Consider the following 23,154-nt stretch of genomic DNA (forward strand, 5'->3'; position numbering starts at 1 on the left):
ACGTGGGTCTGCATGGCGTATCTTCCTCCGGATGGATTATCTGTGCCTCGAGCACGTACCAGGAAGGTACGCCGCTCTTCATACCATCTGAGCGGTACGCGAAGGACCCCCGCATTCTGCACGGTGCCAGCGTGAGCGAATACTGCCTATGCAAGCACCATCGACCGGGCTCTTTGCCCGCCCGGGGCATAGGTGGCAGGCCCAATGCGGGGGTCCTTCGCGTACCGCTCAGGATGACGACGAAAAACAAACAACGGCGAAAAACAAGCAACAACAAAGGCTACAAAGCCTCGAAGAACTTCTCCACCTCACCGATCTCTTCCGTCCGCCGATACGGCGGCAGCGAATCGAGAAAGGTCGCCCCATAGCGCGTCGTGCGGATGCGCGGATCGAGCAGCATCAGCACCCCGCGGTCCGACAGCGAACGAATCAGCCGCCCAAAACCCTGCTTGAGCGCGATCACCGCCTGCGGAACCTGCAGATCGTTGAAAGCATTGCCGCCGGCAGCGGTAATCGCATCCGTGCGAGCCTTCATGATCGGGTCGCTGGGCACGGCGAATGGCAGCTTGTCGATGATGACGCAGCTCAACTGCTCGCCCTGCACATCGATGCCCTGCCAGAACGACGACGTGCCGAAGAGCACGGCGTTCGGCGTCTCGCGGAACTGCTGCAGCAGCACATGGCGCGGCGCGCTGCCCTGCATCAGCAGCGGATAGGGCAGTTGCGCCAGCAGACGCTCGTGCATCTCGCGCATCTGCGCGTAGCTGGTAAAGAGGCAGAAGGCGCGGCCGCGAGAGATCTCCAGCACGCGGCGGGTCTTCTCCGTGGCCTGGGCGATGAAGTCCGCATGGCGCGGATCAGGCATCGTCGGCGGAAGGTAGAGCAGCGCCTGCTTCGCGTAGTCAAAGTGCGAAGGCACGACTAGCTCTTTAGGGAAGGGAATGCCGAGCCGTTTTTTGAGATGCGCGAAACTCGGCACACCGTCTGCCCCCGCAACCGTGAGCGTCGCCGAAGTAAGAATGACGCTCGGATAGTGCGTAAAGAGCGTCTCGGCAAGCAACGTGGAGACGTCGATCGGCGTGGCCTGGAGATGCGTGCTGAAGGCCTGCGGAGGCGGTGCCTGTGAGGGCTCGACGAGGCGCGCATTGCGAGCAGCGTTACGCAGGCCGCTGGTGGCGCGGCGCTCGATCCAGAAGACAGTGTTGGGGTCTTCGGACTCAAGCAGGAACTTCATATGGTTGCGGATATCCGCGGCCCGTTTGCGCAGGCCCGCGGCCTCTTCCACCTCGCGCAGGCGCTCCAGCTCGCCTTCGAGCCGCTGCAGCGCGTTCGACGCGCCAAGATAGGCATCGCCGCGCGACTCCAGAAAGTCTGCCCGGTCGATAAACTCCAGCCGCCCCAGGTGCGAGGGTCCCGCAGGCAGCGAGCCGAAGAAGAGCTTCGACCGCTCGCGGATGGTCTGCGTCGCGCTTTCGATCGCGCTCGTACTCACGCCCTTGGCGCGCAGCATCGACTCCGTATCGCGAGCCAGCTCATCAAAGCGTGCGTTCGACAGCGCGATGCCGAAGTACTGCGAGGCTACGTCTTCCAGCTCGTGCGCCTCGTCGAAGATCACCGCCGCGGCCTCGGGCAGAATTCCTGCGTCCGGCGCGCCCGCGGCCTGCTGCTTGATGCTGAGGTCGGCGAAGAACAGATGGTGGTTGACGATGACGATGTCCGACTCCAGCGCCTTGCGCCGCATTCCGGTGACGAAGCAAGGCTCCCAGTTCGGGCACGACTGCCCGAGGCAGACCTCGCTGCGCGCATCGAGCTTGTGCCACAGCGGCGACTGCTCGGGCAGGGCGTCGATCTCGGAGCGGTCACCAGTCTCGGTGGTGCGCTCCCACTTCAGGATGTGGTGGAACTGGTCGATCTCCTCCAGCCCACTGAGGATGGGGTTGTCGCGCAGCGCATAGAGCTTCTGCTTGCAGAGGTAGTTCGCCCGGCCCTTCATGTAGCAGACCTTCAAGGGCCCTAGCAGCGATTCGAGGAACGGGATGTCCTTGAAGTAAAGCTGTTCCTGGAGATTTTTTGTCCCGGTCGAGATGATGATGCGCTGCTTCTGCTCACGGGCCCGCCGCAGCGCGGGCAGCAGGTAGGCGAGCGTCTTTCCGGTCCCCGTCCCGGCCTCGGCGATGAGGTGGCGGCGGTCGGCAAAACACTGTTCGATGGTCTTCGCCATCAGGTACTGGCCGGGGCGATGCTCGAAGGCGAGCGAAGACTTCGCCAGCAATCCGCCGGGATGGAAGAAGTCATACAGCGATGGAAGCTTCTGCTCTGGCGGAGCTTGGTGCATCGCAGGAAGTGGGGTGGCGGACGACATCGGCTAGGTTGATGATAATCGCCGTTTCTTCGCCAGCCTCCACGACCCTCCAAAAGACAAACGCAAAATCTTCACAACACTTCACCGAACCGGGGGTTACTGAGGCTAGAGCCGCTGTTTGTAAGAGTTTCCTCGACGTTGCGGCCGGGAGCACGAAATGACAGTGCGCAAGGCATGGCTTGTATTTATTGGCCTGAGCTCAATCCTTGGATTGGCTGGCTGTGGCGGTTCGAAGAATCTTTCATCCCTTTCGACCGGTTCAAAACCTACTGCTGTCCTGTTCGTTTCGCCTCCGCCCAAGTCCCTGGCCGTGAATGCCTCGGCAACGCTATTAGCGGCAGCGACCTATCCGATCCCCTCCCAAGGTGGAAACAGTCAGGTCACATGGGTGATGACCTGCGGCAGCCCTGGCGCGTGCGGCTCCTTTGGCCCCAGTGATGAGGGCGGCGCAATCACCTACACAGCCCCAGCCGCCATTCCGGCCGGAGGAACAGTCACGGTGACCGCCACCGCTGTAGCCGACACTACGAAGTCGACTTCGGCCACCATCACCATCGTCGCTCCCATTCCGATCTCTGTTGCCTTCTACGCACCGCCTCCGGCCTCGCTCCAGGTCAACGCTGCCTTCCCTATGAGTGCGTCCATCAACAACGATGTCTCCGCAAATCCCCAGGTGAAGTGGACGGTAACCTGCGGCGCCGCAGCCTGTGGTTCGTTCAGCTCCGCCACCACGGGTAATGAGTCCCAGAACACCTATACTGCTCCCGCTGCAATCCCTCCCGGCGGCAACGTCACCGTGACCGTCACCTCTGTGACCGACCCCACCAGGTCGGCCTCCACCAGCATCGTCATCACTGCTGCCGCGCCAACTTTGGCCAATGGCACCTATGTGTTCCAGATCTCGGGGCCGACAGGCGGCCAATCCAGCTTCATGACCGGCGTCTTCGTGGCCAACAACGGCGTGGTCACCGGAGGGGAACAGGACTGGACTTACTACTTCAACGACGATGACAGTATTTACCCCTATTCCTCTTTCCAGAAGATCACCGGCGGCAGCTATGCCACCACTCCCGATGGCAATCTTCAAGTCACGCTCCAAATCGCTTCAGGTGGGCCTGAAACGTTCACCGGCACTCTCGCTACGGGGGCCCATGGATTCGTTGCAGCCATCGATGGCTCTCCCGCCAGCGGCACACTCGACCTGCAAACCAGCACTGCAGCTCCTGCGGGCGGCTATGCCGTCTCCCTGTCCGGCGGCGATGAATCCTCCGAGGCCGTCTGGATCGGCGGCATTCTCAATATCGACAGCACCGGGGGAATCTCCGGCGCTGGCAGCGTTCTCGACGTCATCAATAGCCAGACAAACACAGCCAACACGCAGTCTTTAGGCGCAAGCACAGTCTCTGCGCCCGATGCGAATGGCCGGGTGCAGATCCACCTGATTCCCACCGGTTCATCGTTACCTTCGCTCTATCTGGCGGGTTACCCCATCGACGCCACCCATATGCGGCTCGCCGAAATGGCGGGCTCGGACAATAGCAACATCCCCGCCCAGTGGGTTCTTGGCGGTACGGCTCTCGGTCAGGGTGCCGGCACCGGACACTTCAGCGTCTCTTCAATCGGAGGCTCCAGCTATGTCTTTGGCGCACAGGGCACCAACCCGGCAGGGCCGCTCCAGATGGCTGGTGTGATCACCCTCAAGGCAGACGGCACGCTGACCGGCACCTTCAACAAGAGCGATTACAACGGAGACCCGGCAACGATCCCCATCCCGGTAACCGGCAACTACACCGTCGATCCCACCGGACGGGTCACCCTCTCCAGCCTGGTCGAAGGATCGTCCTCCGAGGATTCCCTCCATCTTTACCTGACGGGAGACGGCAACGGGCTCCTGCTCTCCAACGACTTCAGCGATATCTTCACCGGGCAGGTATTTCAGCAGCAAACCGCCGCCTTTAGCGCGGCGTCCTTCAGCGGAAACTATGGATTGAACGCGACCGTGCTTTCTCCCCTTAGCACCCAAATACAGGCAGGAGCGGTCACGGGGCCCCTTACGTCGAATGCGGGCAACTTCACCGATACCCTGGCGGGATATGCGGATGCAGGAGGGAGCACGGCGGACTTCGCACTCTCTGGCAGCTTCACGTCCAACACCAACGGGGTCTTTGCAGGAATGCTGGCTGGATTCGATCCGACTGACCGTACAAGGGCAGGCGAGTTCACCCTCTATCTCGTGGACAGCACGCAGGCGGTTCTGATCGGAACCGATGGCACGCAGTTGGTGCTTGGACATCTGCAGAGTCTGCAGTAGGATCGGCAGTTTCGGCCCCTCCACAGAGACCGTCATCCTGTAGAGGGACATGAACAAAACGGAACCTGCTTTACGTGACGCCTCTAATGAGTCGGGCCTTCAGCCCTCATCCTCTTCCCTCCACCTCTCTTGGTGGCTTCGCCCCAGGCTGGTATGAGCTGCGCCTTTGGCGCTGGATTATCGTGTGATCACCCGGAGGGTGCGCGTTCCCTGACGCTAAAGCGTCAGGGAACGCGCTTCGCGCTGTGGGAACAGACCATCATCATTCGACGAATGAAAAACTCAACACATTGACAGCAAATTTTATCCAGAGGAACCTGAGATCGAACGTCACCTTTCATATTCACATTCAGCTCAGGGAACTTTAAGAAGCTTTCCAGCGTAGAGACCCAGATACACTGCAGGTCTTCGGCCGTGCTGCGCTCATTGCAGCCTGCCCGTTATGCCGCAGGTGATGGGGTCACATGAAGAAATTGTTTTTCGCCGCGAGCTTTGCGGCGCTTGCGTTCTCGCACGCCTTTGCGGAAACTGTCTGCCACGGAACGACTCTCACCGGTATCGTGCGCGACAGCACGCTTGCGCTCATTCCCGGCGCGATGATTACGCTGGACGGTAACCAGAATGCTGAGAGTGGCTCCGACGGCAGCTTTCGCTTTACCTGCATCGGCGATGGTTCGCATCGTCTGTCCGTAAGAGTGGAAGGCTTTGAGAAGCGTGACCTCACGCTCACCACCCCCCACGCGGCGCTGGTGGCATTCGAGTTGAAACCGGAAGCGGTTGAGAGCGAGGTCGATGTCGTCGCAGACGCCGGTCCCGGGGTCAGCGCCGCGTCCAGCGGCCCCTCGCAGACCCTCTCCGGCAAGCGGCTGCAATCTCTCGCTGACGACCCTGACGACCTTCTGCGCGAGTTGCAGCAGATGGCCGCGACCGCCGGAGGCAGCCCGGCCAACGCCACCATCAGCATCGACGGCTTCCAGGGTGGCGGCGACGGCAACACCACCCTTCCGCCCAAGAGCTCCATCGCCTACATCAAGGTCAACCCCGACCTCTTCTCCGCGGAGTATCGCCAGCCGCCGTTTGGCGGTGGCCACATCGAGGTCTACACCAAGCCCGGCCTGAGCGCCTATCACGGAGCGCTCTTCGCCACCAACGGCAGCCCCTGGATGAACGCTCGGGATCCGTTTTCAACGAGCAAGGCCTCGATCGGCAAGCAGCGCTACGGCTTCGAGTTCACCGGCCCCCTTCGCAAAAAGGGCAGCGACTTCAGCATGACGCTCGAGCACCGCAGCATCGACAACTTTGCCGTGGTGAATGCCATCACCGTCGATGGCGCAGGCAATCAGTCCAACATCGTTCAGAACGTCGCCACACCGCAGCGCCTCTGGATCGGCACCGCGCGCACGGACTGGCAGCTTGGTCCCAGGAACACCTTCATCGTCACCTTCAACGCCTATTTGAATCATCTCGAGAATGTCGGCGTCGGAGGCACCTCGCTCGCCGAGACCGGCTATGACCAGGAGAAGTACGACCATACCCTGCGCTTTACAGACGTCACCACCGTCTCCCCCAAACTGATGCACGAGGCGCGCCTGGGTATCGAGTGGGATGGCAATAACGACGCCCCGAACTCTACCGCTCCGCAGGTGCAGGTAGCCGGCGCCTTCACCGGCGGAGGTTCAACCGCCGGTGCCGTGCGCGACCATGAACTCGATATCGAAGGCGACGACGACGTCATCCTCACCACCACCAATCACCTGATGAAGTTCGGCTTCCAGGCGGAGATCCTCGACGAACACCTGCGCCTCACCACGAACTTCAATGGAAGCTACACCTTCGGCGGCGGCACCGTTCCGGGCCAGGCTATAGCGCTCACCGGCCTCCAGCAGTACGTGCTGGCGCTGAACGGGCAGCCCAACGGCTCGCCCACCGACTACTCCAACGTGGCCGGCAACCCCGAGGTCGATCTCGTCCAGACCCGCTTTGCGCCCTTCTTCCAGGACGACTGGAAGGTCCGGCCCAACCTGCATATCGCCTACGGCGTGCGCTACTTCACCCAGACCGACCCCAAGGTCGTCGACAGCCTCACACCGCGCCTCGGCGTCGCGTGGTCTCCGGACAAGAAGGCCACCTGGACTATCCACAGCCACGCCGGTCTCTTCGCCGGCCGCTTCTTCGCCCACACCTATGCCGAGGTGCTGCGCATGGACGGCGTCCAGCGCGTCACCAGCACGATCTACAACCCCATCTGCACCGGTGTCTTCGACCCGGCTACCTGCAATCCCTTCAACGGCTCCACGCCCATCCACTCCATCCGCACCATCGCTCCCAACTTCCCCAACCTCTTCTACGGCATTGAAAATCTCGGCTTCACGCACACGCTGCCCCATGGCTGGAATCTCTCCGGCGACTACTACATCGCGCAGATGTGGCACGATACGCGGACGGAGAACATCAATTCTCCGATGAACAACTCGCCCACCGGCCCGCGCCCCGGCACACCCAACCTGAACGTCCTGCAGATGCAGGCCAGCGGCCGCGGCTATGGCAACGTCGAGTTTGCAGGCCTGGAGCAGCACTCACTCAAGCACGTGCAATTGTTCATGGGCGCGGTCCGTGTGCAGATCATCGACGACACCGACGACACCGAATTCACCACCCCGCAGACCACCGGCTCGAACGCCGGGGAGTATGCCCGCCGCACCGGCAACGGTCTCTGGAACGTCTTCGGCAACGCCACCTTCTCCCTGCCGGAGAAGATCCAGCTCAGCGGCAACTTCAACGCCTCCGGCGATGCGCCGTACAACATCACCACGGGCTTCGACAACAACGGCGACGGCGACTTCAACGACCGTCCGCAGTATGCGGCACCGGGAACGCCGGGCGCGATCTCCACCCCCTATGGCCTGCTGGTGGCCTCGGGCGGCACGGGGGTCTTCCCGCGCAACAAGGGCACGATGCCCTGGACGTTCTATCTCGACTCCAATATTCAGCGCACCTTTACCCTCACCCGCAACCCCAAGGCCGAGCATCAGCAGACCCTGCAGGTGAACATCCGTTCGTCCAACCTGCTGAACCATACCAACGTCACGCAGGTGGGCGGTGTGCTGGGTTCTCCGCTCTTCGGAGTGCCCTACGCCGCCGACAATGGCCGCCGCGTTGAAGGTGGAGTGCGGTATAGCTTCTGACGCACCTGTGAGCTTTTGACGCACCGATGAGCTTCTGGCGCACCAATGCGTTTAGATCGCCCGCCCAGCGTTATGGCATGTGAAATACCACGGGTACAAGCCCCAAAGGGGCGGCATATCCCAGCCCAGGGTGGAGGTATCCGCAGCGAGCGTTTTTTGCTCGCCGTGCCGCCTCCACCCTTGACGCAGAGCGCGATGCGAATGTTTGTGGCGCGCTTTGCGTCACCACCCTGGGCTGGGATATGCCGCCCCTTCGGGGCTTGGACCCGTGACCGTCAGCGCCAGGCGCACACAATGTTTGCCGAACGACCACGAAGGCTGAACCCGTCAGAGCGATTGGAAAAATAGCGCTCGTTCAACATCGGTGCATCAAAATCCTCAATGAGTTGAAACGCGCTGAGTTCTTGGCGAATCTCTGAGGGAGTGAAGAATAATCTGAAGGGTTCCCCGATACTTTCAACCCGCGATGCGAGCTCGTCCCGGGCATACAGCTCGGCCGACGGCAACGCGTGACGAGGCAAAGCGTAATCAAAAACAACCCCACTTCCATTGCGAAATGAGGCGATGAAGGCGAGGGTACTCCGAAAGGCAGGGCGTGTGAGGTAGATGACAACTCCAAGCCAGGCAAAGATCGTTGGAGCACTCAGATCGAGGCCGCTTTCTTCCAGTTGAACCGATACCTGCTGTCGTTCAAAATCGACAGGGACATAACGGAGTGTTGAAGGTTCCCTCAATCCGCTTGATGCCACAAGGTTGCGCTTCCACTGTTGTGTTGCAGGATGGTCCACCTCAAACACCCTCAGATTCTGATGGGGATTGCGGTGAGCAAAGGTGTCGAGACCGGCTCCAAGCAAGACATATTGTTTGACGCCTCTACTTACAGCCTCGGCCAGCTTATCCTCGGCAAGACGATTGCGGGCGACAAGCAAGGCCCGCATTGCAATGGAAGACTCCTCGCCTATTGATTCAGCAGCAGCCTCAAGAGCGGCACGGTAGACCTCTCCGAGTATGGGAACTGCGATGGGATCATTCAGAACGAGCGGAGAAGAATCGTGAACCTGATGTGAAGCTCGCCTGATCGCAACGCCGAGAGCTGTTCGAGACGCTTTCCCAGCTACGATGGAGTCTTCTCGCACATCCTGATTCGGGACGACATTGCGGCTGGGAAGTTGTTTGATAAGAAGATCAATCTGGCCGATGTGATGAGATTCATGCTCACAAACGTGAAACCACTTGCAAAAATTGTTCGTCGGCCCCCAACCCCACTTGAGATCGACGGCCATGAACCACTCATCATCCCGTCTCCGAAACTCAGAGAGCGTATGTTCACGCGTCTCCGTCAGGGCAGATAAATAGAACGAGAGGTCGTTGCCTCTGATCCAATTCCGCCCTAAATCGCCGAGCTTCATGGCCGGTTCCCAACGATTCACAACCTCCTCTGGATATCTTGCCCACGGCAGACCATCGAAGGTATTGAGGCCGTAATAGACATCGCTGGCAGCCAAATGGAGAAGCAGCGTTCCTATTGAGTTCGAACGTTCGTCCGGCAGCCAATCGAGGTCTTCCTGAGACAAATTCTTTAGGCGGGACAGTACTTTGTGGCGCATCCAGTTGAGCTGAGAGACAAAGATGCCAATCTGAGGGCTAAAACCCTCACGAGGACCGAATACGGATAGCGGTTCACCTAACGGAGCAGGTTCTGAAACCTTCGTCATTCTGAAACAATCCTCAACACAAGAGTGAAGCATTCGAACACTTCCGATCAAGGCAAGTGGTAAAGGAAATAGAGCCCTGAAGGGGCGACCTATTGTGGCTGCACGATAGGTCGCCCCTTCAGGGCTCTCTCTTTTCTGGGTCCGGTAACCCAGGGTTCCGGCGGCACGGCGAGCAAAGAACGCTCGCCAGCCGCCTCCACCCTTGACGCAGAGCGCGATGCGAATGTTTGTGGCGCGCTTTGCGTCACCACCCTGGGCTGGGATATGCCGCCCCTTCGGGGCTTGGACCCGTGGCCGCCTGGGACTCTGCGCTCCATTTTGTGTTGATGTATCGTCCGCAAGCAGGCGGAGGATACCCTCTTCATCTTTTCTCTTTTTGCATGAAGACAGCACGTTAATCCCCGCCATAAAAACGCCATGAACGCAGAGGATGCGTATCGTTCTTATAATGAAGGATGCGCTGTGGCGCGGAGGACAGGCACCATGGCACCGAAACGCGAACAGAAGAAAAGATTAGGCAAGAAGCATCGGCAGGCGAGCACGCGGCCGAAGCTGGGCAAGACCGCTCCCAGGGCGACGGCAACAACCGGTGCGGTTTCACCGAAGAAGCGTAAAGAAATTGCGGCGAAGAAGGCCGCAGCCACCAAGGCCGCGAAGACGCCGACCCGCAGCCCGGAGAAAGAACGGCACGTCGTTATCAGCCCTCGCGACGCCAGTGGCGAGCAGCGTGGCCACGCGAGCGAGAGGCAGGCGCCCCCTCGCGTTCGTGCGATAAAGAAGCCGCTCGATCCCGATGCCGCGGAAAAGCGCGAATGGCGTGAGGCCGAAGCCCTGGCAACGGAACTTACGCTCGTTGCCGACAGGCATCACGAGCCCACCCGGCTGCCGCTGGTCGCGATCTGCGGCCGGCCCAACGTCGGCAAATCGACGCTCTTCAACCGCCTCACCCAGACGCGGCGCTCCATCGTCGGCGACGAGCCGGGCATTACGCGCGACCGCATCTATGGCGAAGTCGAGTGGGCCGGGCGCGATGTGCGGCTGGTCGACACCGGTGGCGTGATCCCCGACGACGAAGCGCTCATTCCCGCCGAGATCTTCCGCCAGGCCAAAGTTGGCCTCGAAGAGGCGGACGTGATCATCATGGTCGTCGACGGACGCACCGAGCTGGCAGCACCCGACATCGAGCTGGCCCGCCTGCTGCTGCGCGGCGGCAAGCCCATCTTTCTGGCCGTCAACAAAATGGACACCCCCGAGCTGCTGGCCGGCGCCGAGAACTTTCGCCGGCTCGGCTTCAGGAACGTGGTGCCGATCTCCGCCGAACATGCCGCAGGCATCGGCGATCTGCTCGACGAGGTATGGGCGGCGCTGCCGCCAGAGTTCGTCGCCGAAGAGCCCGAAGAAGCGATGGAAGGCTTCGAGGAAGAGTTTGAAGAGGACATGGACGGCGGCGGCGATCCTCTGCCCGGCGCACAGGACTCTCCTGACGAAGAGGCCAAACCGGGCCGCAGATTGCGTTCGCACGGCGAGCACGTCTCTCGCGAGACCAAGATCGCCATCATCGGACGCCCGAACGTCGGCAAGAGCACGCTGTTGAACGCACTCACCGAGTCAGACCGCGCCATCGTCTCGCCCATCGCCGGAACGACGCGCGATGCTGTCGACGAAGTGGTTACGAGAGAAGGCCACGACTTCCGCTTCATCGACACCGCCGGCATCCGGCGCAAGGGCAAGACAAAGCTGCTGGCTGAAAAGCTCAGCGTCATCATGAGCCGCAAGCATCTCGAGGCCGCCGACGTGGCGTTGCTGGTGATCGACGCCGCCGAGGGAGTCGCCGCAGCCGACGCAAACATCGGCGGCTACGCGCACGAGAGCGGACGTAGCGTCATCATCATCGTGAACAAGTGGGATCTGATGACCGAGGTCGGCCCCGACGGCAAGCGGCTTCTCGATGGCAAGCCGCCTGCGGACCAGAAGGTCTACGAACAGCAGGTGCGGGACTCGCTGAAGTATCTCGACTACGCACCGCTGTTGTTCGTCTCGGCCTCGGAGTCCCAGGGCATCGAGCAGGTCTTCAAGAAGGTAGAGTTGGTAGCTCGCGAACGCCGCAAGCGCGTCTCGACCGGATCGATGAACCGCTTCCTGGACAAGATCGACTTCCAGCGGGCTTCAGTTCCCATGGCGAAGCGCGTCAGGATCTATTACATGACACAGGCTGCGGTCGCGCCGCCCACGTTCGTGCTCTTCACCGATCGCGATGTGAAGCTGCACTTCAGCTACGAGCGCTTTCTCGCCAACGAGATTCGCGACACCTTCAAGTTCATCGGGTCGCCGATCTGGTTCAAGGTGAAGGCGAGGAATAAGAAGAAAAAGGAAGAGTAGCTCTTACAGAGCTACCCCATACAGGACCTACCCAAAATCCAGAGCACGGCACCGTCTCAGCCCCGAAGGGGCGATATATCCCAGCCTGGGGCGCAAGCCCCAGGTACCAGGTCCCACAACGAAATCGAGGGCTGAAGGCCCGATATATCTCGCTAATGCAGACGAGATATATCGGGCTTTCAGCCCTCGATCCTTATTTGCTTCCATACCTGGGGCTCGCGCCTCAGGCTGGGATATACCGCCCCTTCGGGGCTGGGATCGTGCTGTCTCTAACGTTCTTACGCAGACCCTTGCTTACTCGTAAGCAGCTTAGTTCGGCAAAGGCTGCAACGTCACGGTGCGTCCGGTCTTTGCCGACTCGCGGGCCGCGTCGAGAATCTGCACCACGATCATGTTGGTGTCGAGCGCCGAAAGATCACCATCCGGCTTGACCTCTCCGCGCAACACCGCAGCCAGGTAGTCCAGTGAGTTCTGCCGCTCCGGCGTGAGCGGGGGAGCCGTCATCGTCGACTCTTTCTGCTCGTGCGCATAGCGGACGCGCATCTCGTCGGAGGCTACCGTAATGGCATAGCCGGTCGCTCCATAGACCTCCATGTCCTTGCGGCTGAAGGGCCAGTTCCACGAAGGCATCAGCACAGCCTGCGCGCGCGGGTAACGCAAAATGATGGTCGCATCGTCATCGACCTTCGGATAGATGTCGGGCTTGTCGGTTTGCGCTACAGCGGTAACGCTGAGCGGGGCCTTGCCGTGCATCATCTGCGTCATCAGGTCCGCGCCATAGCAACCGAAATCGAACAGGGCTCCCGCGCCGTTCTGAACCGGATCGGTAAGCCACGGCAACCACTCCGGACCGACACCGATCTCCTTCGGACCAAAGTGTCCGTCATGGATGACGACCTTGCGCACGTCGCCCAGCTTGCCTGAGACTACCTCGTTATAGGCCTCCTGATTGCTGGCGTACCAGGTCGTCTCGTAGTTCACCAGCACCTGCACGTGGTGCTCGGCCGCAGTCTTGCGAATGGCGAGCGCATCGGCCACCGTGGTGGCGAGCGGCTTCTCTACCATCGAACTGACGCCGTGCCGCGCCGCGAGCTCGATCACCTTGCGATGGTCGAGGATCGTCGTGTACACCAGCACGGCCTGCGGATGTACGGCGTTGAGCATGGCTTCGGTATCGGTATAGAAGAGGGCGTGGTTCAGGTGAAACTCTTTTTCGTACCGGGCTGCAACGGCGGTGTTGGGTTCGGCGATGCCCACGAGCTGAACGTTCTTATCCGTGGACAGCGGACCAAACAAGCCCTGCGCATGACCATGCACCAGGCCGACGATGGCAACTCGCACAGGAGCGGCCTGTGCGTGAACTGCCTGGGAGAGGAAGGTTGTTCCAAAGACGAGGAGTGCGCTACGGACGAACGAGGAGAGCTTCACGGCGTTTCCTTTGTACAGCGAAATTATTTCTATCTTAGAACCGTTCGCAAATCTGCCGTACTATCTGGAGTTGAAAGATGAAACCTCCCAGGCAGATATTCGAGTTCGACGCGGCCAAAGCGGCCAGCAACCTGAAGAAGCATGGTGTTTCATTTGCAGAAGCAATGACGGTCTTCGACGATGCGCTCTCCTCCACGCTTCCAGATGATCAAACACTCGAACGACGAACTCCGCTTCATCACGGTTGGAATGTCTTCGCGGCAACGTCTGCTTTTTGTCGTTTACACTGACACTGTCTCCAGCATCCGTATCATCGGGGCTCGTCTTGCCACTGCAACGGAGAGAAAACAGTATGAAGAAACGTGAGCTCGATCCCCTCGCTCCTCGGCCGGCCCTGGATTTCAGCAAGGGCGTTCGCGGGAAACACCATGCCCGCATGCAGCAGGGAACGAATGTCGTTCTTATCGCTCCAGATCTCCTTGAAACTTTTCCAGACTCCGAAGCCGTCAATGAGGCGCTCCGCAGCCTGAAGAAGATAGCGGAACGAACTACGAAACCAGCTTCTCGCTCTACCCCTAAAAGATCTACAGCCCTGGCCAGCTAAAACAGCTAATACCGATCTACCACCTGGCGGTGCCGCTGCAACCACCAGCACGCCCCACTGCCTGCCTGCGGAAACAGCGAGTAGCTGCAATCCACGACGTTGACGTCTCCCAGGTAGTACTCCTCTTTGTTGTTCTTCATCTCAGCCGCAACGACGCTGATCACCTGCACCTTACCCATTCCATTGCCGTGGGAGACGCGCAGCTTCCAGACCGCCCAGTCGACGGGATACGACAAGGCCGCGATGATCAGCAGCCCCGCAAGCGTTCTGAGCAAAATCCGTTTCATGTGAGCCACGCCCTATTATGCAGGCAGGCGATGGTAGAAAGACGCCAGGCCCTCATTACAAGTCTCAGCATCAGCATCAGCTTTGTCGCTACGCATGGCCCACCACAATCTACAGATTGAACAGCTCCCGCAGCCGCTTGGTCTGCGAGCGGCTCACCGGGATCTCGGTCTGCTTGCGGTCGTCCATGCGGAGCTGATACGACGATTTGAACCACGGCACGACCTCGCGGATGTGCTGAATGTTCACCACGAACGACCGGTGCGCGCGCCAGAACTGCTCCTGGTCAAGCTGATCCATCAACTCTTCGAGCGTCCTGCAGTTCGAATCGCCCTCTACCGTTTTGGTCACCACCGAGATTCTGCCGTCCTCGATCGCAGCGAAACACACGTCCTTCTGATCGGCGAGCAGCAGGCGGTTCTGTGCCCGCACCACCACCTTGCCCGACTTCGCCAGATTGTGCGCTCCCTGCGTGGAGAGTCCCGAAGCCTGCGCTGCCTGCTCTTCCACCATGCGCAGCAGGGCATCCAGCTTGGCCGCGGCATCCGAGCCAAACTCGGCCCCGTTGCCTCCCTGGGAAACCACTGCCTCACTGCTCGGCCCATCGGATGCCAGGCGCGCACGCACCTTCTCCAGTGTCTTCACCACGCGTTTGGCGTCAAACGGCTTCAGCAGGTAGTCGACGGCGTTCACCTCGAACGCCTTGACCGCGTACTGGTCGAACGCCGTCGCAAAGACGACCTGCGGCATATGGAACTTGCGGTCGAGCGCCAGCACCTTCTTGAGCACCGCAAAGCCGTCGAGCCCCGGCATGCGGACATCGAGGAAGATCACATCGGGCTTATGCGTCCGGATAAGGCTCACGGCTTCGATGCCGTTGCTTCCCTGGGCCAGCACCGAGACCTCGCCCGCGGCCTCCAGCAGATATTGCAGCTCCTGCCGGGCCAGCGGTTCGTCGTCGATGATCAGGGCGGTGAGCGGATTTGCCATTACGGCATTCTAGTCTTTAGACCAGAGATCTTTGTTGTTGCTTGTTATCAGGGTGAGTCATTGAACCTCGTTCGAGGTTTCGCCAGATCTCTTGCTTTGAAGGGGCGGGGCTTCAGCCCCGCCGTTGGGACAACCACTAAAGCGGCTTCAGCCGCGGAGGGAACGGTGTCTATTCAGCCAGTCACTCTGTCCCTTGAAATAGCTTCGGCCTGCAGATCGCAGATTTGCTCCGGAATCATTCCCTCAGTGGCTAAAGCCACTGCACGCAGCAAGCTCTAACGGCGGGGCTGAAGCCCCGCCCCTTCAAAACAAAAACTTGAACTCTAACCTCACCCCTGCCCATGGCTTAAGCCTGCGAGGTTGACTGTTGACTAGTCGCTATACGACCGCAACCGCGCCGGAACGGAATCCTCGGCCAGGTCGTGTCCGCACTGCGTGCAGTAGACATCGGTGATCTTCACTCCGCGATGGCACAGCCCGCACACCGGGGCCATCTGGAACTGGCACTGCGGGCAGAAGTGATAGCTGCCCTCCATCGCCGTGGCACAGTTCGGGCAACGCGACAGGATCGGCTGCCGCAGCATGAAGTACACCACCGAGCCAATGCCGCCGGGCAGAACCACGCACACCAGCATCCACAGGCCCGCGGACATGCCACGGCGCTTGACGTCGCGGCTCACATAGCCGAGCAGCAGGGCATAGCTGGCGACCAGCGCACCCCACCAGTAACCCGCCATCAGGCGCATCGGCAGAAGCTCATGCTTGTGGTGCGGCATGACCTCGTGGAAGATGTACTGCATCCCCACAAACAGGGCGATGGCCAGCACCATCGACCAGCGTGGGATCATCATCAGTTCCTGATCCCCGCTCGAGGAGGAGTCGCCCTGCTGTGATGTCGCCCACTGGGTCATCGTGTTACCTCACTATTGGACTGCCCGCGGTCACGCTGAAACCATGCCAGGCCCAGCAGCACGGCCGTTACCGGCAGCGACCACAACAGTAGCAGGAACAACTGATCGCTCGCATCGGGAACACCATTCGGAGCCAGCTCGTCGTAGCCCTCGAGTACAGCCCATACGGCATAGCAGAGCCCCATCAGCAGCATCGAGAAGATGCCCAGCGGAACCCACAGGCTGCGCGAACGCTGCTTCTGCTCCCGCATGACCAGCGCCTGCTCGCGCACCACGCGATGCGTGCGGTTTACCACCGAAGCGCGGGCCGTAAAGTTCATGGGCCCTGTCTGCCTCGTTACGTCTTTGAAATCCTGAGGAGCGCTCACGCCTTCACCTCCAATGCCCTGGCCTCGGCCGCATGGCGTTCGGCGCGGAGACTGAGCAGTTGCGGCTTAAGCGAGGCCAAACCACGATACAGACGCGACTTCACCGTCGAAAGCGGTGCATGCGTCACTGTAGCGATCTCTTCGAGAGACATCTCCTCATGAAAGCGTAGTGTCAGAACTTCGCGATAGCTGGGCTCGAGTGTCAGCATCACGGTCGCAAGTTCGGCTGCATCCTCACGGTACTGGAACTGCTCCAGGGGCGATGGCCCTTCCTGCACGATCTCAAAGGGGCGCTCGTCTTCGCCGCCGTCCCGCATCTCGTCCAGGCTGGCCATGGTGCGCTTGCGCGACAGATCGATGACCAGGTTGCGCGCGATGGTGAAGATCCAGGTATCGAAGCGGGCCTTGCCGTTGTACTGCGCGCCGCGCCGCAACACACGGATCCAGACCTCCTGAAACAGGTCTTCGGCGACCTCGCGCTTGCCCGTAAGGAACATCAGGTAGCGCATCAGCCGGTGTTGGTAGGTCTCGATGAGCTGGTCGAGAAGCTCGGGGTCCTGGCGCTTGAGCCCGCGCGCAATGGCGGCGTTTTCACGCTCCACCTGCTTCGCCGCTTCGACCGTCAAGACCACGGATGTTCTCACCTCAGTATGGACGCCAGTTTATAAGGAAAAGTCTCGGTTGTTGCATAAAATATGCGCCTTTCCGGTTCGCACTCCCTGGCTTTCCTTTTTGCCGCGGCTTTTGCACTTGCTTTTCCAGACGGCTTTACTGACGAGAAGCCGACTTATCGTTACCTAGACCTCGGGTAGCTAACTCACCACTGGTTCATCTCTCATGGACGAAATACGTGACACACCAAACGCTCCTGCAACAGCGATTACAGACATCCAGAGAGCCCAGCCAACGTATAAGCCATGATCGATCAACATGCCTACCACCAGAGGTGCGAGAACAGAGGCAATCGACATTACGGATTGATTGACTCCCATCACCAGCCCCTGACGCTGTGGTGATACACGTTTTGAGAGCCGCGCCGTGATCGTCGGCCTGAGTACCGCCGCACCGCTGTGGCTCAGGGTAAGGAATACCAGCGTCACGAGGACTGTATGGCTCAGCGAGAGCGCGCCAAATCCGATAGCCATCAGCAGAAAACCAGCGAAGACTAAGGTACGCTCCCGGAACCACCGTAAAAGGTGTCCCAGAGCTATCGCCTGGAAGAAAAAATTCAGGAGACCGGCGTAAGCAAACATAAACCCCGCGGTCTGCGGTCCGATCGGCTCTCCCCCCCAGGTGACGCGCCCGGCCAAAAACAAAGCGAACCCGGATATGAATGTGTTGAAGACAAAATAGAAGAGAGACAAGAGAAAAAAGATTCCGCCTGTCGCCGGATCGCGGAAACAATCCAGGATTGGTTTGACGGGAAGCAGAGTCTCGGACGGTCCTTTGTGCTCAGCCTTTATTCCCTTCGGCAACAGTACGGCCGTCGCCACGATGCTGAGGGCCGAAAGAACGCAAGCTCCCCAAATCGGCGTCGTCAGGCTGTGCCTGGCCAGGAGGCCGCCGAGGCTTGGCCCAACAAGCATGCCGAGACCAAAAGCAGCTCCGACGATACCGAATGCCTTTGTCCTCTGTTGGGGCTGCGTATTGTCCGAGACGTATGCGTGCGCGACCGAAATGTTCCCCGCAGTCAACCCGTCAATAATCCTTGCCGCAAAGACGAGCCATAGAGTGTTCGATAAGGCGAGCAGTATGTATCCCGCGAGTGTGCCGATCTGGCTAATCACCAAGACAGGTTTCCTCCCAATTCGATCCGAGAGCTGACCGAGCGGAGGTCCAGCGAGCAACTGACAGAGAGCGAAAACCGATAGCAGCAGACCAACGGTGAATGCCGAAGCTCCAAAATGCTCTGCATAGAAAGGCAATAGAGGAATCATCAGGCCAAAGCCCATGATGTCTGTGAAGACGATGAGAAACACCGGCACAAGAACTTTGCCGAGGGGAGGAGCGGACGGGGTGTTTGGAGTCTGGATCGCGCTTGTCATAGTTTTCCGTCCTAAGCAGGAGTTTCGTCCGGGTATACCGGGGTTGTAGAACTGTTCGGCGGTGTGTCTCTGCCTTCTAGGCCATGGCAAGTGAAGCTGATCGTCCCAGCGCGCGGTCGTCCGCCTGTGCTCAGGTCATGATCCAGAGCCTCACCCAACCTGTTGCCGCAAACGTCTTCGAGACGTTCAGAGACAACCAGGTGGTGCTCCAAGGCGCTCCAAGGGTGGCTGGGGATAATCTGCGCTGTGGTTCCGTCCGGTGCAAGCGACACGCTCGTCTGAACGATATCTCCGGAAACCGTCAGAACTCCGATCTCGTCCTCGCAAAGGGCAGCATCCATCACCCTGTCGAAGTGCACGACGACGGGATCAAGGCTCCCCACCGTTGGAGCGACGAGACGCCAGTGGGTCTCATCGACGGCTTCCAAGACTGGATCACTTACGCAGAAGGTATGGTGCGCAGTCTGCCCGAGCGCCGTGACGGCTAAGCTGTACGTCCGCCCGACAACAAGCGCCGGATCGTGAGCCGGGTCCGGCCCCAGACCGCGCTTGATTCTTCCTGGCTCCATCAACACTGTCAGTCGACGTCCATCAGCCGACCACAGTTCCTGCGACAGCACGAGGAAGGGGTCGCGCACCACCTGCTCATCCTCGTTCAGCAAGCAGAGTTGGGCGCGATCGAAGTGCGCCTCCGCCGGCCTCGGAAAATAGAAGTAGAAACGCAGGGTGTTGGCGGGAAGCACCTTGGCTTCAGGAGAGATGCGGATCGGTATCTCAGGGAAAGTTTGAATCCGCATCTCTGGTGTCCTAAAAGCCCAAGCCACCTTCACGCTGCGTGCTTTCGCGCGAACTCGACACCTGGGAAATCGAACTCTACCCAGATTTTGTCTAGCCGTGCAGGAAGCGGGCTGACCATCAGGGTTTCAAGCGTCAGATCGCCGGTGTCTGCGTAGCGGGTTAGCGAGACGAAGAACTTGTCGCTGAACAGATCCGCACGCAACGAGGACCCGACGAACAGCACCTGTTTGCCGACTGGGCCGGCGGGCATGAAGGGGGATTGGTCCAGCATCGGGCCTTGGGCCGGCCGGTTCTCGGGCGTGAAACCTTCGGCGGAGCGGACACCGGAGAGCGGAACGATCATGGGGCCGCGACCGAGATTTGTAATGAACAGCTTGTCCTCATCTCCGTCACGATAGGCGACCATGCTGATGGGCTGACCGTTGCCCATGTCGCCGATCGTCTTGCCCCTCACCTTCGAGCCGTGCTGCAGCTCTGAAACCGGAATGGTGACGAGTGGGCTGCAGGCGTACGCGGCGACGAGCGTGTCTACACCATCGAGCGTGGCGAACTGCATGGCTCGGATCGGCGCGCGCGTTTCGTAGCGGCCATGAGCGACGTGGTAAATCTCCAGTTGGGTCTCGCTCGCGGCCCCAGTGAATGGATAGACGATTCGGCGCAGCGTGGAGGAGAACTCCTGGTTTGAGACACCAGCAACGAACACCTCGCCGTCATGAAACTTCAGATCCACGATTGTCATGGACCGGATCGGCGTACGTGCCTTCTCGTCGAAGTACGACGCGGGTGGATATGGGAAAGTACCAGCCCGCGACTTGAATGTCGCGTCCTCGTCGGGAACGTCGGAGAGTTGGTGCACCATCACCTTCGACGATGAGAGGTCGAATGGGTGGATCTCGCCGGTAAGCGAGACGCGCAGAATTGCAGGCTCCAAGCGGTCGCCGTTACGCACGCCGACCGACAGGTACGGCTCGCGCGTCACGGGATGGACGGCCATCCCGTTCATCACGAGGCTTTTCGCCGTCACGCCCAGCGCCGCTGCGATCTTTTCGTCAATCGACTCGAAGAGGAAGGGGTCCAGCGAGGCTGGCGCCTGGCCGCGTTCCGTCTCGAATGCAAAAACAGCTCCGAGCTTGCTGTCGCCTACAAAGAGGACCCCGTCGGGGTTGAAGGTAAGAGCCCCCGCCGATTGTGGGATGACTTGATTGCTAGTGTTCATGATGGTCTCCATAGATCGTCCGCTCATGGCGGAGGTCAGGTTGAGTGAGAAGAGATTGCGCTTGACGGGGATCATTGCCGCGAAAGACAGTGCCTTGTCAAAGGGCAGCGTCGAGGTCCGGGGGCTACTGCACGACGGGATGAGCGATTAACTCCAGTGCCGCCACCACGGTTTCCGCCTCCACACGTCCGGTCATGTAATCCGCGTCGACGTGGGAAAACCGAATGATCCCCGAGGCGTCGATCACATACGTGGCCGGCACAGGGAGCTGGTAAGACCCTTCTCCATTGCGGAGTTCTAGATCGTTGTTGAACCGACTCTTGCCGAGATCCTTCACCCCATCTCCCACTTGAAAGACGATGCCAAACTGCCGCGCCAGCTTGTTCTTGAAGTCGCTGAGGATGGGGAAGGTCAGTTGGTTCTTTTCTGTTGCGATAATTCCGCCATCCGGTTTCTCAGGCGAGATCGCGACCAGTTTCGCGCCCAGTGCCTGCATCTTTGGCAGAGCCGCCTGCAGTTCACGCAGTTCGAGATTGCAGTACGGGCACCATTCGCCACGGTAGAAACTGATGACGACCGGCCCTTCAGCCAGCAGACTTCCGAGCGAGACTTCATGGCCGAATGCATCCGGCAGGGTAAACTCAGGCGCGGCATCGCCGACTTTCAAAGCGTGATCCAACACGTCGGACGAGCGGACGCGCTCCATGTCACCGGAAATAATGCTGAACCTATCTCCAAGTGAAGCCTTGACCTTGCCTGTAATACCTCTGCCGCCTGTTTGTAAGCCATATTGATCTCCTGAGTGCCATGCGTTGACTATCTGTAGCACTTGATACATAATGAGAGGGCGGCTTACCCGTGTCAAGCATTATTTTGTGGCAGTCGCTACAGAACAGGAAAGGTCGTCATGGCGCGGACTTTGGAGTTCGATTACGACACCACCTTGGAAAGGGCGACGCGCCTCTTTTGGAAAAGTGGCTATGCTGGCACTTCGCTACGCGATCTGCTGAAAGAAATGGGTATTGGGGAAAGTTCTTTCTACAACACCCTGAAAAGTAAGAAGCGAGCGTACCTGGAGTGCCTGAAGCATTACAACGAGACCGTCGATCGAAAGCGCTCCAAGGAATTTCTTGAGGCACCCACGGCTGCACTGGGAGTACGTGCGCTGTTCAACAACATCCTGGAATCTCTCGATAATCCCGAGACACCTTCGGTCATCTGCATGATGGCTGGAAGCCTGACGCACGAAGTACTTGATGAGGCTGAACTGCGAGAGTACATCGAAGGGCGGATCTCCACGCTTCAGGACAAGATGATCGCTCGGATGAACGCCGACAAGCGAGATGGACTTCTGGCGGCGGGTTTCGAGCCTCAGCTTGTGGTGCCCGTCGTCAGTACCTATATGCAGGGGCTCTGGCGGATGGCCCTGGTGTCTTACGAGAGAGCTCGCTTCGAGCGGCAGATCGATGTCTTTCTCACTGGACTCGGACTTTAAAGCGTCTTTGAACGGAGCTGACAATTGGTGAGCGTTGGCATATTGAAGCGAACTCCCCACTGGGTTTGTTGAGCGGTGCCGAGAAACGCCGTTCTCGTCACTTGACGATTCCTGACGGGAAGCCGACTTACGAGGACTGATCCCAAAGGAGCGCCACCCACTGATAACGGATCCGCATAGTGGCGGCCCGTGGTACGCCCAAACTACGTCGTGGCAGTAGGTGGCAAGCATAATCCTAAACGGCTTAAGAAGAAACTGTCACACTTGAATGATTGGTCGCCGACGACCTCGGCGGCACGCTCCTTCGAAGACACCGCAGTAAGAGTCCATTCCGCAATCAAGAGGGTGGGGCTTGCGTTATCCATGATGTTCTCCGATGAGTTCGAGGCCGTTTAGCACCTGCTGAAATGCGCGCTGCGCGGTAGTAAGTTGTTGCATGCTGAAGGGGTAGCTTTGTAGAAGCGTTTGGAGCGGCCGCTGTCTTCCGGCGGGCTCTTTAGCCCCACCGGGATGGCCTGTTTCAACGCTTGCGTCCTAGCAGGATTCCCCCGATCAGGAAGTAGATTGCGCCAAAGATGGCGTACCCGCCTAAATCCTTGATCTGAAACTTGCCACTGAGCCCACCGAGCACAAAGGCGATACCTGCGGCTGTCGATTGAACCCCGCTCAAGATCATGGCCCATTGCCCACCCAGGCGTTTTCTGCGGAGAATGCCCACGGCAAGCTGCAGAAACCCGGCGAGAAGCGCCCACGCGCCAAAGATTGCCACAGCATACGCAGGATGAGAGTAAACGGTGAGGCCGATCCCGATCGCCGTAAGGGTTCCCACCACGGCATTCACGTATTGTGTCGTTGTGGAATCAGATCCCGAGGAGGTCTTCAAGTCATAGAGGGTGCATGCGACATCCCAAAGGGGATACAAAATCAGGAGGGTTGCGCCAGCCGCTGGATTCTTTACCGCGACGGCGATCACGGCAACTGCCCATAGGAGTTGAACGACAGTTCGAGTGAAGTAGAGGTTGCGCAAGCCTTGCGTCGCCTGTGGAGTCTGAATCGTCATGT

The 23,154-nt window shown here is 59.6% G+C and carries 20 protein-coding genes; 7 read left to right on the forward strand and 13 right to left on the reverse strand.

Annotation, left to right across the window (positions count from 1 at the left end; translation table 11 throughout):
- Nucleotides 1–280 precede the first annotated feature (280 nt).
- Nucleotides 281–2,362 carry an ATP-dependent DNA helicase gene (locus HDF15_RS16120; protein WP_184257347.1) on the reverse strand — a complete coding sequence of 694 codons (2,082 nt, stop codon included), beginning with the start codon at nt 2,360–2,362 and terminating at the stop codon, nt 281–283.
- Between the two features lie 157 nt (nt 2,363–2,519).
- On the opposite strand from HDF15_RS16120, the gene HDF15_RS16125 reads away from it, so the two are divergent.
- A complete protein-coding gene (locus HDF15_RS16125) occupies nt 2,520–4,673 on the forward strand; it encodes a hypothetical protein (RefSeq protein WP_184257348.1) in 2,154 nt (717 codons plus the stop codon).
- 464 nt (nt 4,674–5,137) lie between these two features.
- Nucleotides 5,138–7,858: a TonB-dependent receptor gene (locus HDF15_RS16130; RefSeq protein ID WP_184257350.1), complete on the forward strand. Its 2,721-nt coding sequence runs from the start codon at nt 5,138–5,140 to the stop codon at nt 7,856–7,858.
- Nucleotides 7,859–8,133: 275 nt separating this feature from the next.
- On the opposite strand, the gene HDF15_RS25950 is transcribed toward HDF15_RS16130, so the two are convergent.
- Complete coding sequence (locus HDF15_RS25950) at nt 8,134–9,981, reverse strand: SAM-dependent methyltransferase (protein ID WP_260331133.1); 1,848 nt, start codon at nt 9,979–9,981, stop codon at nt 8,134–8,136.
- 75 nt (nt 9,982–10,056) lie between these two features.
- On the opposite strand from HDF15_RS25950, the gene der reads away from it, so the two are divergent.
- Nucleotides 10,057–11,952 carry a ribosome biogenesis GTPase Der gene (der, locus tag HDF15_RS16145; RefSeq protein WP_184257352.1) on the forward strand — a complete coding sequence of 632 codons (1,896 nt, stop codon included), beginning with the start codon at nt 10,057–10,059 and terminating at the stop codon, nt 11,950–11,952.
- 309 nt (nt 11,953–12,261) lie between these two features.
- On the opposite strand, the gene HDF15_RS16150 is transcribed toward der, so the two are convergent.
- Complete coding sequence (locus HDF15_RS16150; RefSeq protein WP_184257354.1) at nt 12,262–13,380, reverse strand: Gfo/Idh/MocA family protein; 1,119 nt, start codon at nt 13,378–13,380, stop codon at nt 12,262–12,264.
- A 77-nt stretch (nt 13,381–13,457) separates the two neighbouring features.
- Between HDF15_RS16150 and HDF15_RS26265 the strand changes: the two genes are divergently transcribed.
- From HDF15_RS26265 to HDF15_RS16160, 3 genes are read left to right on the forward strand one after another with little or no spacing between them, the layout of a single operon-like run.
- Nucleotides 13,458–13,670, forward strand: coding sequence for a BrnT family toxin (locus HDF15_RS26265; protein ID WP_311733126.1), 213 nt, complete (start codon nt 13,458–13,460; stop codon nt 13,668–13,670).
- Nucleotides 13,618–13,746, forward strand: a complete 129-nt coding sequence (locus HDF15_RS25960; protein ID WP_311733131.1) for a hypothetical protein — start codon at nt 13,618–13,620, stop codon at nt 13,744–13,746. The genes HDF15_RS26265 and HDF15_RS25960 overlap by 53 nt, the downstream gene beginning before the upstream one ends.
- Entirely contained in the window at nt 13,733–13,984 is a 252-nt protein-coding gene (locus HDF15_RS16160; RefSeq protein ID WP_184257356.1) for a hypothetical protein, read from the forward strand. The genes HDF15_RS25960 and HDF15_RS16160 overlap by 14 nt, the downstream gene beginning before the upstream one ends.
- Before the next feature lie 5 nt (nt 13,985–13,989).
- Here the strand turns inward: HDF15_RS16160 and HDF15_RS16165 are convergent, their stop codons facing one another.
- From HDF15_RS16165 to HDF15_RS16205, 9 genes are all read right to left on the reverse strand, one after another.
- On the reverse strand, nt 13,990–14,271 hold the full coding sequence (locus tag HDF15_RS16165) for a hypothetical protein (RefSeq protein ID WP_184257358.1): 282 nt from the start codon (nt 14,269–14,271) through the stop codon (nt 13,990–13,992).
- 109 nt (nt 14,272–14,380) lie between these two features.
- Nucleotides 14,381–15,259: a LytTR family DNA-binding domain-containing protein gene (locus HDF15_RS16170; RefSeq protein ID WP_184257360.1), complete on the reverse strand. Its 879-nt coding sequence runs from the start codon at nt 15,257–15,259 to the stop codon at nt 14,381–14,383.
- 371 nt (nt 15,260–15,630) lie between these two features.
- Entirely contained in the window at nt 15,631–16,170 is a 540-nt protein-coding gene (locus tag HDF15_RS16175; RefSeq protein WP_184257362.1) for a zinc ribbon domain-containing protein, read from the reverse strand.
- Complete coding sequence (locus HDF15_RS16180; protein ID WP_184257364.1) at nt 16,167–16,538, reverse strand: hypothetical protein; 372 nt, start codon at nt 16,536–16,538, stop codon at nt 16,167–16,169. Before HDF15_RS16180 ends, HDF15_RS16175 begins: the two co-directional genes overlap by 4 nt.
- Nucleotides 16,535–17,170, reverse strand: coding sequence for an RNA polymerase sigma factor (locus HDF15_RS16185; protein ID WP_184257366.1), 636 nt, complete (start codon nt 17,168–17,170; stop codon nt 16,535–16,537). Before HDF15_RS16185 ends, HDF15_RS16180 begins: the two co-directional genes overlap by 4 nt.
- Nucleotides 17,171–17,350: 180 nt before the next feature.
- Nucleotides 17,351–18,583, reverse strand: coding sequence for an MFS transporter (locus HDF15_RS16190; protein ID WP_184257368.1), 1,233 nt, complete (start codon nt 18,581–18,583; stop codon nt 17,351–17,353).
- A gap of 11 nt (nt 18,584–18,594) precedes the next feature.
- Nucleotides 18,595–19,380 (reverse strand): hypothetical protein, encoded by a 786-nt coding sequence (locus HDF15_RS16195; RefSeq protein ID WP_184257370.1) that lies wholly within the window; start codon nt 19,378–19,380, stop codon nt 18,595–18,597.
- 29 nt (nt 19,381–19,409) lie between these two features.
- Complete coding sequence (locus HDF15_RS16200) at nt 19,410–20,597, reverse strand: hypothetical protein (RefSeq protein WP_184257372.1); 1,188 nt, start codon at nt 20,595–20,597, stop codon at nt 19,410–19,412.
- Between the two features lie 124 nt (nt 20,598–20,721).
- The gene (locus HDF15_RS16205; RefSeq protein ID WP_260331135.1) at nt 20,722–21,303 is read right to left on the reverse strand and encodes a peroxiredoxin-like family protein; all 582 of its coding nucleotides are present in this window, start codon (nt 21,301–21,303) and stop codon (nt 20,722–20,724) included.
- A gap of 201 nt (nt 21,304–21,504) precedes the next feature.
- On the opposite strand from HDF15_RS16205, the gene HDF15_RS16210 reads away from it, so the two are divergent.
- Complete coding sequence (locus tag HDF15_RS16210; protein ID WP_184257374.1) at nt 21,505–22,092, forward strand: TetR/AcrR family transcriptional regulator; 588 nt, start codon at nt 21,505–21,507, stop codon at nt 22,090–22,092.
- Nucleotides 22,093–22,612: 520 nt separating this feature from the next.
- Here HDF15_RS16210 and HDF15_RS16215 read toward each other — a convergent pair.
- Nucleotides 22,613–23,152, reverse strand: coding sequence for a hypothetical protein (locus tag HDF15_RS16215; protein ID WP_184257376.1), 540 nt, complete (start codon nt 23,150–23,152; stop codon nt 22,613–22,615).
- Nucleotides 23,153–23,154 lie beyond the last annotated feature (2 nt).

The organism is Granulicella mallensis (assembly GCF_014203225.1).
Classification (GTDB): domain Bacteria; phylum Acidobacteriota; class Terriglobia; order Terriglobales; family Acidobacteriaceae; genus Granulicella; species Granulicella mallensis_A.

Bases quoted from the DNA above. Each gene is read 5' to 3' on its own strand.
- HDF15_RS16200 (WP_184257372.1), bottom strand. From the start codon at position 20,597: ATGAACACTAGCAATCAAGTCATCCCACAATCGGCGGGGGCTCTTACC.
- der (WP_184257352.1), top strand. From the start codon at position 10,057: ATGGCACCGAAACGCGAACAGAAGAAAAGATTAGGCAAGAAGCATCGG.
- HDF15_RS16210 (WP_184257374.1), top strand. From the start codon at position 21,505: ATGGCGCGGACTTTGGAGTTCGATTACGACACCACCTTGGAAAGGGCG.
- HDF15_RS16120 (WP_184257347.1), bottom strand. From the start codon at position 2,362: ATGTCGTCCGCCACCCCACTTCCTGCGATGCACCAAGCTCCGCCAGAG.
- HDF15_RS16190 (WP_184257368.1), bottom strand. From the start codon at position 18,583: ATGACAAGCGCGATCCAGACTCCAAACACCCCGTCCGCTCCTCCCCTC.
- HDF15_RS16205 (WP_260331135.1), bottom strand. From the start codon at position 21,303: ATGGAGCGCGTCCGCTCGTCCGACGTGTTGGATCACGCTTTGAAAGTC.
- HDF15_RS16175 (WP_184257362.1), bottom strand. From the start codon at position 16,170: ATGACCCAGTGGGCGACATCACAGCAGGGCGACTCCTCCTCGAGCGGG.
- HDF15_RS16170 (WP_184257360.1), bottom strand. From the start codon at position 15,259: ATGGCAAATCCGCTCACCGCCCTGATCATCGACGACGAACCGCTGGCC.
- HDF15_RS26265 (WP_311733126.1), top strand. From the start codon at position 13,458: ATGAAACCTCCCAGGCAGATATTCGAGTTCGACGCGGCCAAAGCGGCC.
- HDF15_RS25950 (WP_260331133.1), bottom strand. From the start codon at position 9,981: ATGGCGGGGATTAACGTGCTGTCTTCATGCAAAAAGAGAAAAGATGAA.
- HDF15_RS16130 (WP_184257350.1), top strand. From the start codon at position 5,138: ATGAAGAAATTGTTTTTCGCCGCGAGCTTTGCGGCGCTTGCGTTCTCG.
- HDF15_RS16160 (WP_184257356.1), top strand. From the start codon at position 13,733: ATGAAGAAACGTGAGCTCGATCCCCTCGCTCCTCGGCCGGCCCTGGAT.
- HDF15_RS16125 (WP_184257348.1), top strand. From the start codon at position 2,520: ATGACAGTGCGCAAGGCATGGCTTGTATTTATTGGCCTGAGCTCAATC.
- HDF15_RS16215 (WP_184257376.1), bottom strand. From the start codon at position 23,152: ATGACGATTCAGACTCCACAGGCGACGCAAGGCTTGCGCAACCTCTAC.
- HDF15_RS16195 (WP_184257370.1), bottom strand. From the start codon at position 19,380: ATGCGGATTCAAACTTTCCCTGAGATACCGATCCGCATCTCTCCTGAA.
- HDF15_RS16165 (WP_184257358.1), bottom strand. From the start codon at position 14,271: ATGAAACGGATTTTGCTCAGAACGCTTGCGGGGCTGCTGATCATCGCG.